Below are 11889 nucleotides of genomic sequence, written 5' to 3'. Positions count from 1 at the left end.
TGGGGCGGTCCAGGCGAGGAAGCGGTGGACGAGTGGCGGAAGTCGGACGTGGAGCGGTGGATCCGGGAGCACCGGCCGGACCTGTCGACAGACTGAGGAGAGGGCCCGCGCGGGGCCCTCTCGGCTGGTGCCGGTCGGCTACCGGGCGGTCGCGCCGGTGGGCGTCAGGTGCATCCGGCCGAGCAACTGCCGGGCCTGGTCGGCCAGGTCGGCGTGCACGGTCACGGCGTACTGGCTGGCGCGCAGCGAACTGGCCGAGGTGAAGTCCCGCTGGCCCCCGGTCATCGCGTGGGCCACCGCGCCGAACACGGCACCCCAGATCGCGCCGATCACCAACCCGACCACGATCACCGCGAGCCAGCTCCCGGCGGTGAAGATGCCGAACAGCAGGCCGATGAAGAGCCCGAACCAGGCGCCGGTCCCCGCGCCGATCAGCGCGGCCCGGCCCGTGGTCATCCGGCCCATCACCGTCTCCACCAGGGTGAGGTTGGTGCCGATGATCGCCGCATGCTCCACCGGGAACCGGTTGTCGGCCAGATAGTCCACGACGCGCTGGGCGGACGGATAGTCCGGGTACGTGCCGATCGTGACGGTCGGTGGACCCGTCTCCGGCCCGTGGCCGTCCCCGCTCGGCGCGGCCGGTTGACCGCCCGGGCCGGACGGGAGGTTGGAGCCGCCCGGCATCCCGGGCCGCCAGGCCGGGGACGGAGTCGAGGGTCTGGTCATGAGCGTCCTCCTTCGTCGACCGCCCGGTTTCCCACCCATGACGGGCGGTAACGCCGGGGCCGTCGCCGCACATGCCGCCGGTCCAGCCGGGTAGGCAGGAGTCGTGGAGAGCGGGCGGATAGCCGAGCACGGGTTCCTGGCGGACGGTCTCAGCGCGGCACTGGTCGACCAGGCCGGTGCGGTCAACTGGTGGTGCCCGCCGCGCTTCGACGGGCCCTCCGTCTTCGGGCGGCTGCTGGACGACCGCGCCGGGCACTGGAGCATTCGCCCCGAGGACGACTTCACCACGGAACGGTCCTACCTGGACGACACGCTCGTGCTGCGTACCGTCTTCACTACCCGGACCGGCTCCGTGGCGGTGACCGACGCGTTGGCGCTGGAGTCCGGGGCGTGCGGCCACGAGATCGGACTGCGTTCACCGCGTGTTCTCGCCCGGCTGGTCGAGGGACTCACCGGCGAGGTCCCGATGCGGGTGCAGTACCAGCCCCGCTTCGAGTACGGGCGGGTCAGCGCGTACCTCACCGAATCCGACGGGCAGATCCAGGCCACCGCCGGCACCTGCCGGTTGAACCTGCGGGCCAACGTTCCGCTGGACCTCGGGGACGGCGAGGCCACCGGGCGGTTCACCGCTCGTGCCGGCAGCCGCCACCATTTCACGCTCGGCCACGCCGACACCTACTCCGGCCGTCCACCCGAGGTGCCCGACGCCGACCGGGTGGTGGCCGACACGGTCGCCGGGTGGCGGTCCTGGGCCGACCTGCATCGCGACCAGTACCAGGGCGAGTATCGCGAGCAGGTGCGGCGCAGCGCGATAGTGGTGCAGGGGATGATCTACCAGCCCAGCGGCGCGGTGGTCGCCGCGGCCACCACCTCGCTCCCCGAGGAGTTGGGCGGTGACCGCAACTACGACTACCGCTTCGTCTGGGTACGCGACTTCAGCCTCACCCTCCAGGCGCTCTGGCGGGCCGCCTGTCCGGACGAGGCCAACCGGCAGTTCGCCTGGGTGTCCCGGGCCATGGGCCGGATCGGCGACGAGCCGGTGCCGATCATGTACGGCGTGCACGGGGAGCGGGACGTCACCGAACACCAGCTGGACCATCTCTCCGGGTACGCCGGCAGTCGGCCGGTCTTCATCGGGAACGACGCGTGGCGGCAGCGGCAGACCGACGTGCTCGGCGAGATCCTCGACGCCGCCTGGTTGATGCGGCACTACCTGGACCCGATGTCCCCCGAGGTCCGCCAGTTGCTGCACGCCCTGGCGGACCGGGCGGTCCGGGACTGGCACCGGCCGGACGCCGGGATGTGGGAGGCGCGCGACGCCGAGCGGCACTACGTGTCGTCCAAGGTGCAGTGCTGGACCGCGCTGGACCGGGCGGTGCGCTTCGGGCGGCGGATCGGCGACGACGCCGACGTGGCTCGCTGGGCGGCGGCCCGGGACGAGGTGCGCCAGGCGGTGCTCACCCGGGGCTGGAACGACCGGCTCGGCGCGTACACCGGGGCGTTCGACTCGGACGAGCTGGACGCCTCCGTGCTGATCATGCCGCTGGTCGGTTTCCTGCCGGCCGACGACCCGCGGATGCGGTCGACGATGGACGCGGTGGAGCGCCGGCTCTCCCGCGACGGCCTGCTGCGGCGCTGGGACACCGACCCGGCGGGCTTCGTGATCTGCTCGTTCTGGCTGGTGAGCTGCCTCGCCGAGGCCGGCGAGCTGGACCGGGCGCGGCGGCTGTTCGAGCAGCTCGCCGCCCGGCTCAACGACCTCGGCCTGTACGCCGAACAGATCGACCAGGCCACCGGCGAGCAACTCGGCAACTTCCCGCAGGCCTTCTCGCACATCGGTCTGATCAACGCCGCGGGCCATATCACCGAGGCCGCCGAACGGTTCGAGCGGGAGGCCGTGCCGACCGGTACGGCGACCACGGAGGGAGCGCGCGGATGACCGGACGACTGGCGGGAAAGACCGCCCTGATCACCGGCTCGGACTCGGGCATCGGCCAGGCCACCGCCATCGAGTTCGGCCGGGAGGGCGCCGACGTGGTGGTGCACTATCTCCACGACCACGCCGGGGCGAACCACACCAAGGCGGAGATCGAGAAGGCTGGCCGGCGGGCCATGGTGGTGCAGGGCGACATCAGCGTGGAGCACCAGGTGGAGGCGATGTTCGAAGAGGCGCTGGCCGAGTTCGACACCCTGGACGTGTTGATGAACGACGCGGGCGTCGACGCCTCCGGCATTCCGGTGGCGGACCTGGACACCGAGACCTGGGACCGGTGCATCCGGACCAACCTGTACGGGATGTTCTTCTGCTGCCGCCGCTTCGTCCGGCACCGGCGGGACCAGGGCGGGCACGGGAAGATCATCAACATCACCTCGATCCACCAGGAGGTGGCCCGGGCCGGCGGCTCCGACTACGACGCCAGCAAGGGCGGCATGCTGGAGCTGGCCAAGAGCCTGGCCCTCGAGGTGGCGCCGATGCACATGAACGTCAACAACATCGGCCCCGGCATGGTGCTCACCCCGTTCAACCAGCGGGCCATCGACGACCCGAGGTACCTGGAGGAGCAGGTGCAGAGCATCCCCTGGAAGCGGGCCGCGAAGCCGGAGGAGATCGCCAAGGTGGCGGTCTTCCTGGCCAGCGACGACGCCGACTACGTGACCGGGTCGACGTACTTCATCGACGGTGGCCTCATGCAGAACCAGGGCCAGGGCGCCTGACCCCACCCGCCGCCCCGCCCCGCCCGCGCCGGCGATCATGAGGTTGGCGGCGAAGTGGATCTCCCCGAGTGCCGCCAACCTCATGACCGACGCGGAGACGGGCGGGGTGGGGGAGGATCGCGGGGTGGAGTTGGTCGTTACCGCTGATACTCATGTGCCGAAGCGGGCGCGGGACCTGCCGCCGGCGCTCTGGGCGGCGATCGACGCCGCCGACGTGGTGCTGCACGCGGGCGACTGGGTGGACGTGTCGCTGCTCGATGCGATGGCGGCCCGGGCCCGCCGACTGATCGGCGTCTACGGCAACAACGACGGGCCGCCGCTGCGGGCCCGGCTGCCCGAGGTGGCCCGGGTCGAGCTGGCCGGGCTGCGGGTGGCGGTGGTGCACGAGACCGGGCCGAAGACCCGCCGGGAGGAGCGCTGCGCGGCCGCCTACCCCGACTGCGACCTGCTCGTCTTCGGGCACTCCCACATCCCGTGGGACAGCGTGGCCCCGAACGGACTGCGCCTGCTCAACCCCGGCTCACCCACCGACCGTCGGGCCCAGCCGTACGCGACGTACCTGACCGCCCGGGTGGCGGCGGGCCGGCTCGACCGGGTGGAGCTGCACCGCCTGCCCCCGCGCTGACTCGCACCGACCGCGACCGGGGGAGCTCGTCGATCCGGCGGGATGCCGAACCGTGCCCGGGAGGCCGCCGCCCGGGTCCGTGAGATCGTCGGCGAGGGCCTCGGCCAGCCCTCCGGTCCGGAGGCCGGCACGCCGCCCGCCACTTACGATCATGGGGTGGCGGCGGACCAGGCGGGTGTGGTGGTGGTCGGCGCGGGCATCGCCGGGGTGGCCTGCGCGAACGAGCTGATTCGGGCCGGCATCCCGGTGGAGGTCCGCGAGCGCGCCCGGGCCATCGGCGGGCGGATGGCCAGCAAACGCTTCGACGGCCGCCCCGCCGACCTGGGGGCCGCCTACCTCACCGTCGACGACCCGGACTTCGCCGAGGTCGTCGACGGTTGGCGGGCCGCCGGCCTGATCCGGCCGTGGACCGACACCCTGATCGCGTACGGCCCGGAGGGGCGGCGCGAGGTCGCCGGGCCGGTGCGCTGGGCGGCCCCGCACGGGCTGCACTCGCTGGTCGAACACCTGGCCCGGGACCTCACCGTGGTGCACGACCGGCTGGTGATGACCCTGGCACCGGGGCCGCGGGTGGACGGCCGGGCGTGCGAGGCGGCGGTGCTGGCCATGCCGGGCCCACAGGCGGCCCTGCTGCTCGACCCCGCGCTTGTGGCGGCGACCCGGGCGGTGGCCACGCAGCGCTGGTCGTCGGCGCTGGCCGCGGTGCTGCGCTTCCCGGCCCGCCGCTGGCCCGACTTCCGGGGCGCCTTCGTCAACGGCCACCCGCTGCTGCGTCTGGTCTGCGACGACGGCGACCGGCGAGGCGACGCCGCGCCCGTGCTGGTCGCGCACACCACCCCCGAGTTCGCCGCGGGGCACCTGCTGCAGCCCACCGCCGCCGGCTCGGCGATCGAGGAGGCGGTCCGCGACCTGCTCGGCCTGCCCGAGCCGGCCGAGCTGGTGCACGTGCACCGCTGGACGTACGCCACCCCCACCGACGGCGGTGACGGCACCTACCACCTGGACGACGACGGGATCGGCGTTGCCGGGGACGCGTTCGGGCGGCCTCGGGTGCAGAGCGCTTGGCGCTCCGGCCGCGACCTCGGCCGGGCGCTCGCGACCCGGCTGCGCACCGACCGCCGCTGACCGGGCCCGGTCAAGATCCGCCTACCTTCGGGGAGGTTGCTGCGTCCCGGCGCGCTGAGCCGGCAACCTCCCCGAAGTTGCTGGCAGCCCCCGGTCAGCGGGGACGGCGTCCAGCGTGGGTTCGGGCGCCCGGTCCCGCGCTGGGGCGTCGTGGCTCCGCTCGCCCGCCCGGTCGAGCAACTGCATGACCGGGGTGGCCGCGATGCCGTGCCCCACCACCGAGACGATCACCACCAGGCCGACCGTCGCCCAGAGCAGCTCGGCCTGCGGGAAGTCGGTCCTGCTGGTCGCGTAGGCCAGGTAGTAGAACGAGCCGACTCCGCGGATGCCGAACAGGGCGATCACCCAGTGCTCGGCCGGCCGGCCGGGGGCGCCGCGCAGCGACAGCCACCCGGACAGCGGCCGGATCACGAGGAGCAGGGCCAGCCCGACCACGGCCGCCGGCCAGGTCAGCGGGGCGAGCAGGCCGCCGACCACCGCACCGCCGAAGAGCAGCAGCAACAGCACGGTCAGCAGGCGCTCGACCTGCTCGGCGAAGTCGTGCAGCACGGAGTGGAACTCGTGGGTCCGCTCGGCGGCCCGGATCGCCCGGGCGGCCACGAACACGGCCAGGAAGCCGTATCCGCCGGCCACCTCCACCAGCCCGTACGCCAGGAAGGTGGCGGCCAGCACGAGGAAGCCCTCGGCGTGCCGGGCGAGCCGCAACTGGCTCGGCGCCCGGAAGAAGAGCTTGCCGAGCAGCCAGCCGATCAGCAGCCCACCGGCGAAACCGACGGCGATCTGATAGAGCACGTGCACGGTGAACCAGCGGGCCAGCCAGTCCGCCGGGGCGAGGCTGGTGGTGGCGATGGCGATGGCCGCGTAGACGAAGGGAAAGGCCAGGCCGTCATTCAGCCCGGCCTCGGAGGTGAGGGCGAAGCGGACCTCATCCTCGGAATCCTCCACGTCGGTCGGCTCGCCCACCTGCACGTCGGCGGCGAGCACCGGGTCGGTCGGGGCGAGCACGGCGCCCAGCAGCAGCGCCGCCGCCGGCACCAGGCCCGCCCACCACCAGCCGAGCAGCGCCACCGCCGCGATGCACAACGGCATGGCGATCGCCAGCAGTCGCCAGGTCGACGCCCAGCGGACCGGGCTCAGCGGCCGGTCGATCTTCAGTCCGGCGCCCATCAGCGCCACGATCACGCCGATCTCGGTGAGGTGGGTGGTGACCTCCGGCCAACGCAGCGGGTCCGGCGTCGGCAGCCCGGTGGGCAGCAGGAACACCAGCATGCCGAGCCCGAGGAAGGCGATCGGCATGGACAGCGGCCGGCGTTCCAGGACCCGCGGCAGCACCCCCGCGAGCAGCGCACCGGCGCCCAGCAGCGCGATCGCGACATCCACCGGTTCCACGGCACCACCCTCCCGCCGCCCGCGGCGGCCAGGTGGTCACCAGTGCCCCGTAATCCGGTCCGCCATGCCTCCGGGTCCGGCTTGTCCCGGGTGCGTCCCGCCACCGTCCCGTCGGTCTCAGCCCCGGGCCGCGAGGGCGCTCTCACCGAGCCCCTCGAGCAGCGCCGCCGGGTCGTCGTACACCGCCACCGCGCCGGCCGCCGCCAGCTCCGCCCGGCTGGTGCCGCCGCAGGTCAGGCCGATACAGGGGATGCCCAGGTGGCCGGCCGCCACGACGTCCCAGACCGAGTCGCCGACGAACACCACGCGTTCGGCGGCCAGCCCGGACTGGTCCAGCGCCGCGACCAGGATGTCCGGAGCCGGCTTGCTCTCCCGCGCGTCGGCCGAGGACGTGACGGTGTCGATCACGTCGTCCGCGTCGAGCGCGGCCCTCAGCGCGGCCACCTCGGGTTCGGCCGCCGAGGTGGCCAGCACCACCCGCAGCCCGCGCGCGGCGCAGGCGCGCAGCAGGTCCACCGCCCGTGGCAGCGGTGTCAACCGCTCCCAGTACTCGGCGTAGATCACGTCGTGCCCGTCGCGCAGCTTTCGGTCGGCGTCCCGGTCGCGCTCCGGCCCGAGCAGGTGGTCGAGGAGCTTGTCCGAGCCCATGCCGATGGACCGGTGGATGGTGGCCATCGGTACCCGGTGGCCCGCCTGCCGCAGCGCCTCCCACCAGCTCACCGTGTGCAGGTATGTGGTGTCGACCAGGGTGCCGTCCACGTCGAAGAGGACACCTCGGCGGTTGTCGCTTGGCATGACTCCCCTCCTACCCGCCCGCGCCGTCGCCGACGCGCGACTCAGGTCGCGGGAATGAGGATCTCGAACCAGACGGTCGACCCGCGCACCGTCGGGTCGGTGCCCCAGGCGTCGCTCAGCTCCTCGATCAGCCCCAGCCCGCGCCCCCGGCTGCTCAGGGTGTCGGTCTGGGCCCGGGTCACCTGACCCCGGGTGCCCGAGTCGGCCACCGAGACCAGCAGCCGTTCCGCGGTCAGGTCGATCTCCACCCGGGCGGCCGTCCCGGCGTGCAGCAGGGCGTTCGTGGTCAGCTCGCTCGTGCACAGCACGGCGGCGCCGACCACCGACTCGGGCACCTGCCACTCGACGAGCTGGGCGGTCAACCAGTGCCGGACCCGGCTCGGCGCGGTCGGCTCCGCCGGCACCGCCATGCTGGCCGAGCGGCTCGGCTTGACCGCGTGCTCCACGGCGAGCACCGCCACGTCGTCCTCCGTCGTGCCGGCCACCGCGGCGGTGGCCACCGCGCAAAGCGCCCGGGGGTCACCGCTGGTCGCCGCCGTCACCGCCGCGGCCAGCCCGGCCAGCCCGGCACCGAGGTCCTGGCCGCGCCGCTCCACCACCCCGTCGCTGTACAGCAGCAGGGTGTCGCCGGGTCGAAACGCCACGCTGGCCGTCCCCGACTGGTGGCCCAGCCCCAGCGGCGGGCTGGGGGGTACCTCGACGTACTCGGCCGCCGGACCGCCCACCGGCGGGCCGCGCCGGATCAACGGGGCGGGATGGCCGGCGCTGGCCAGGGTGATTCGCTCCCGGTCGGTGTCGATGACCCCGAACACCACGGTGACGAACAGCTCCTGCGTCCCGCGCTCGGCGCCCAGGCTGGCAACGAGCCGGTCCAGGCCGGCGAGCACGGCGTCCGGGCGCGGGTCGGTGAGCGCCAGCGCGCGCAGCGCGGCGCGGACCTGCCCCATCCGGGCGGCGGCCTGCACGTCGTGTCCGGCCACGTCGCCGAGGACCACCCCGAGCGCGCCGCTGGGCAGCAGGAACGCGTCGTAGAAGTCACCCCCGGCGGCGTTGCCGTCCACGCCGGGGTCGTACCGCGCGGCGATCCGCAGCCGGGGCAGGTCCGGTAGCTGCTCGGGGAGCATGCTGCGTTGGAGCAACTGGGCCGTGCCGTGCTGGGTCTCGAAGCGGCGGGCCCGCTCGGCGGCCTGGCCGACCAGCTCCGCGGACGCGGCGAGCAGCGCGCGCTCCGCCGGCGACCAGAGGTGCGGGGACTCGTAGCCCACGGTGACCGCGCCGCGGATCACCGCCGAGCGCAGCGGCAGGGCGGCGAGCGACCGGATCTTCTGGTCGTGCCGGTCCGCCGCGGTGTCCCGCAGCGGCTGTCCGTCGGTGGTGAACACGGGCACGCCACTGCGGGACGTCACCACGATCGGGACGGGCGACTCGGCCGGTATCCGGCGCCACAGCGGCGGCAGCCGCTCGTCGGCCTCGTCCAGCAACTCGCCGCGGACCCGGCGGACCATCCGCCAGGCCGACCCGTCGTCGACCATGAAGGAGACCCGGTCGGCGTCGAACGAGTCGAGGCAGTAGCGGAGGGTGACCCGGGCGACGTCGTCCAGGGTGAGGGTGCCGGAGAGCGCGGCGGCGAAGTCGCTGAGGCTCTGCAACTGCTGGGTGACGTGGGTGGTCTGCGCGGCCACGCTGAGCACGCCGATGATCCGGCCGGCGCTGTCCCGGACGGGCGAATAGCCGCGGGTGAACACCGGTGGCTCGGCGGCCCCGGCCCGGTGCCGGTCGACCGGCAGCACGGCCTCCCGTTCCAGGAACGGCTCGCCCTGCCGGTATGCCCGCCCGATCACCTCCCCGGCATCCGGTTCGTGCCAGATGTCGGCGAACACCTCCGCCGCCGGCCGCCCGAGCGCCTCCGGATGCCGCGCGCCGATCAGTTCGGCGTACCCCTCGTTGTAGAGCAGGACCAGGTCCTCGCCGTAGAGCAGGGCCATCGGCACGGGCGAGGCGAGCACGAGGTCGACCACCGCGCGGACGGCCGGGTCCCACTGCTCGGGTGCGCCGAGCGGCGTGCCGGCCCACGAGTGCGCCGCCCCGGCGGGGGACGCGGCGGCGCCCGAGCCCATGGGCGCCCCCGAGGTGGGGGCTGATGGCGTGGGAACCCGCCCGAGCGTGCCTGGCATGACCGCAGCCTATCCGGAGAGTGCCGTACCGGTTTCGATCACGCGCGGCGGGCCGGGCCGCCGAATCGCCCGGTACGCAGGCTCGCAGGTCAGAGCCGTAGACCGATCTGGGGAGGGCGGCTCTCAGTCCAGGTGCCGGCGGTCCAGCGAGCGGGCCAGGGCACAGACGGCGAGCAGGCGGGTGAGCAGCCAGTCCGGCTGCGCCCAGTCGATCGGCTCGACCGGTGGCCGCCAGCCGTGCTCCAGCGCCGCGGCGCGGACCCCCTCGGCGTACCCGGCCAGCGCGGCCACGGTCAGCGCCCGGCCGTCGCCCTGCAGGCTGTCGCGTACGGCGGCGGCGTGCTGGTCGACCGCGGCGAGCAGGCCGGGGTTGGCGGCGGCCGCGGTGAGCCCCGCGGAGCCGACGGAGGCGGTGAGCCTGACGAGGGTGGACCGCGCGGATTCCGCCGCGGAGCGGGACACCACTCGGTTGTTCGGCACGCGCATGGTGACCGAGGCTAACCGCGCGGCGACCGCGGCGACCTCGGCCGACCGGCCGATGCCGGGGTCCACCGGGCGCTGTCCGGTCCCGCCCGCCGGGATTGAGCCGGCCGCCAGGGGGCAGATGAAAGACCGGCGAACCGTGCGGCGGACCCGTGGAGGAGCGGAATTGGCACAGCAGGCGGACGGACCGGACGAGGCGCACCAGCGCCCGGCGGGCGTGAGTGACACCACGGTCGAGGCGCTCGGCAAGCTCAGCGAGGCCCTGGAGTGCGTGGAGCGGGCCCGGGGGCACTTCTACTCGGTGCACCAGCTGATCGGCCACGCCGACCTGATGCTGGACGACGCGGTGGCGCTGTTCCGGTCCGCCGGTCACGACGGGATCGCCGACCGGATCGAGCAGGACCTGCTCGGCCGCAACGTGATCGCCGGGCGCTGGACCTTCCAGCTCGTCGAGGACTTCGACGACGGCTACTACGCGCTGTTCCGGGAGCTGGACCGCCGGGCCCGCGACGAGCTGGTCGGCGGCCGGCGGCACCTCTACGAGGCGGAGATGAAGGAACGCCGGCGCACCCGGGGGCGGCCGGGACACGAGGCGCGGCCCGGCGCGGAGGGCTAGTCGGACGAGCGGGCGTCCGCCGGCCGGCGCCGCATGGCGTCGTCGGCGATGATCACGGTCGCCACCATGAGCGCCACCACGAGGCTGAACAGCCACGAGCTGTCGGCCACCAGTTTGGCGGCGACGGGCGCCTGGGCGGCGACGAGCAGGAAGCCCAGCCAGGCCAGGCGACGCTGACGGGTGGTGAGGAAGCCGGTGCCCTGTTGCATCCGAAAAGTCTTACGTGGGACGGGAACATCGCCGTCCCCCGTTCGGCCGATTCTGGATGGGCTGTCCGTTTTTCCCGACCGTCCGTACCTCACTTCTTGTCGTTTCGGGCGAACCGTGCGTCACCGTCGGACGGGTCGGCCTCCGGGCGCCTCACGACGCCCGGAGGCGGGCTCACGCGTCGGGGCCGGTCCGGCCGGTGGTCGACGGCCGGTACGCCCGGTCCGCGTCGGTCATCTCCCGGCGCTCGGCCTCCGGGCCGGCGCCCCGGTCCACCGCCTCGGGCCCATGGCCGAACGCGGACTCCTCGCCGGCGTCGTTGCCGGTGACGTCGTCGCCCTGCCCGTCGACGGTCGACCGGGCGATCGCCCGGTCGAGTTCGTGTAGGGAGGTGCGATCCTCGTCGCGCCACACGTGCCTGTCTTTGTCGGTCATTCCCCAGCGGTACCCGGACCCGGTGATCGCAAACGGCCCGGCCGGCCGGCGGCGGGCACGGCGATGGCCGCCGGAACCTACCGGCGGCCATCGGAGCTGTCGTGTCCGGGAGCGCGACGTCAGGGGGTGGGTCGCTCGACCGTGCCGCGCCACGCGCCGGTCTCCTGGCCGCGCCGCTCGATGAACTGCTTGAACCGCGCCAGGTCGCCCCTGGCCCGGCGGTCCACCGCGCCGAGCTTGGCGCCGGCCTGCTCGACCACGCCGTGCGGCTCGAACTCCATCTGCAGGGTGACCCGCGTGTTCCCCTCGTCGAGGCGGTGGAAGGTCACCACACCGGCCTGCTGGGTGCCCCCGGTGGACCGCCAGGCCACCCGCTCGTCCGGCAACTGCTCGGTGATCTCGGCGTCGAACTCGCGCTTCACGCCGCCGATCTCGACCGTCCAGTGCGTCAGCGTGTCGGAGAGCTGCCGGACCTCCTGGACGCCCTCCATGAAGTGCGGAAACTCCTCGAACTGCGTCCACTGGTCGTAGGCGGTGCGGATCGGAACGGACACGTCCACGTGTTCCATCACGCCGCTCATCGTCGAATCCTCCTGTTC

13 protein-coding genes are annotated in these 11889 nt (G+C 73.8%); 5 read left to right on the top strand and 8 right to left on the bottom strand.

Annotation, left to right across the window (positions count from 1 at the left end; translation table 11 throughout):
- Nucleotides 1-138 precede the first annotated feature (138 nt).
- Nucleotides 139-726 carry a general stress protein gene (locus ACFYML_RS06285; RefSeq protein WP_387419571.1) on the bottom strand — a complete coding sequence of 196 codons (588 nt, stop codon included), beginning with the start codon at nt 724-726 and terminating at the stop codon, nt 139-141.
- 103 nt (nt 727-829) lie between these two features.
- On the opposite strand from ACFYML_RS06285, the gene ACFYML_RS06280 reads away from it, so the two are divergent.
- From ACFYML_RS06280 to ACFYML_RS06265, 4 genes are all read left to right on the top strand, one after another.
- On the top strand, nt 830-2665 hold the full coding sequence (locus ACFYML_RS06280; RefSeq protein WP_387419570.1) for a glycoside hydrolase family 15 protein: 1836 nt from the start codon (nt 830-832) through the stop codon (nt 2663-2665).
- Nucleotides 2662-3441 carry an SDR family oxidoreductase gene (locus ACFYML_RS06275; RefSeq protein ID WP_387419569.1) on the top strand — a complete coding sequence of 260 codons (780 nt, stop codon included), beginning with the start codon at nt 2662-2664 and terminating at the stop codon, nt 3439-3441. Before ACFYML_RS06280 ends, ACFYML_RS06275 begins: the two co-directional genes overlap by 4 nt.
- Nucleotides 3442-3565: 124 nt before the next feature.
- Nucleotides 3566-4066, top strand: a complete 501-nt coding sequence (locus ACFYML_RS06270; protein ID WP_387419568.1) for a metallophosphoesterase family protein — start codon at nt 3566-3568, stop codon at nt 4064-4066.
- Between the two features lie 177 nt (nt 4067-4243).
- Entirely contained in the window at nt 4244-5191 is a 948-nt protein-coding gene (locus ACFYML_RS06265; protein WP_387419728.1) for an NAD(P)/FAD-dependent oxidoreductase, read from the top strand.
- A 21-nt stretch (nt 5192-5212) separates the two neighbouring features.
- Here ACFYML_RS06265 and ACFYML_RS06260 read toward each other — a convergent pair whose 3' ends face one another.
- The 4 genes from ACFYML_RS06260 to ACFYML_RS06245 form a co-directional block, all read right to left on the bottom strand.
- Nucleotides 5213-6580 carry a cation:proton antiporter gene (locus ACFYML_RS06260; RefSeq protein ID WP_387419567.1) on the bottom strand — a complete coding sequence of 456 codons (1368 nt, stop codon included), beginning with the start codon at nt 6578-6580 and terminating at the stop codon, nt 5213-5215.
- 117 nt (nt 6581-6697) lie between these two features.
- A complete protein-coding gene (locus ACFYML_RS06255; RefSeq protein WP_387419566.1) occupies nt 6698-7375 on the bottom strand; it encodes an HAD family hydrolase in 678 nt (225 codons plus the stop codon).
- A gap of 41 nt (nt 7376-7416) precedes the next feature.
- Nucleotides 7417-9549, bottom strand: a complete 2133-nt coding sequence (locus ACFYML_RS06250) for a SpoIIE family protein phosphatase (RefSeq protein ID WP_387419565.1) — start codon at nt 9547-9549, stop codon at nt 7417-7419.
- Between the two features lie 123 nt (nt 9550-9672).
- Nucleotides 9673-10035, bottom strand: coding sequence for a DUF6401 family natural product biosynthesis protein (locus ACFYML_RS06245; RefSeq protein WP_387419564.1), 363 nt, complete (start codon nt 10033-10035; stop codon nt 9673-9675).
- Nucleotides 10036-10198: 163 nt separating this feature from the next.
- Here ACFYML_RS06245 and ACFYML_RS06240 point away from each other — a divergent pair, with 163 nt between their 5' ends.
- A complete protein-coding gene (locus ACFYML_RS06240) occupies nt 10199-10648 on the top strand; it encodes a hypothetical protein (RefSeq protein ID WP_387419563.1) in 450 nt (149 codons plus the stop codon).
- Here ACFYML_RS06240 and ACFYML_RS06235 read toward each other — a convergent pair.
- The 3 genes from ACFYML_RS06235 to ACFYML_RS06225 form a co-directional block, all read right to left on the bottom strand.
- Nucleotides 10645-10857: a hypothetical protein gene (locus tag ACFYML_RS06235; RefSeq protein ID WP_073839517.1), complete on the bottom strand. Its 213-nt coding sequence runs from the start codon at nt 10855-10857 to the stop codon at nt 10645-10647. The two genes, ACFYML_RS06240 and ACFYML_RS06235, sit on opposite strands and share 4 nt — an antisense overlap.
- 172 nt (nt 10858-11029) lie before the next feature.
- On the bottom strand, nt 11030-11290 hold the full coding sequence (locus ACFYML_RS06230) for a hypothetical protein (RefSeq protein WP_073839516.1): 261 nt from the start codon (nt 11288-11290) through the stop codon (nt 11030-11032).
- A gap of 119 nt (nt 11291-11409) precedes the next feature.
- A complete protein-coding gene (locus ACFYML_RS06225) occupies nt 11410-11871 on the bottom strand; it encodes an SRPBCC family protein (protein WP_387419562.1) in 462 nt (153 codons plus the stop codon).
- Nucleotides 11872-11889 lie beyond the last annotated feature (18 nt).

Origin of the sequence: Micromonospora sp. NPDC007230 (assembly GCF_042869115.1) — a bacterium.
Classification (GTDB): Bacteria; Actinomycetota; Actinomycetes; order Mycobacteriales; family Micromonosporaceae; genus Micromonospora.
The sequence above is the reverse complement of the archived record's forward strand: the minus strand, read 5'-3'. Positions and strand labels throughout refer to the sequence as shown.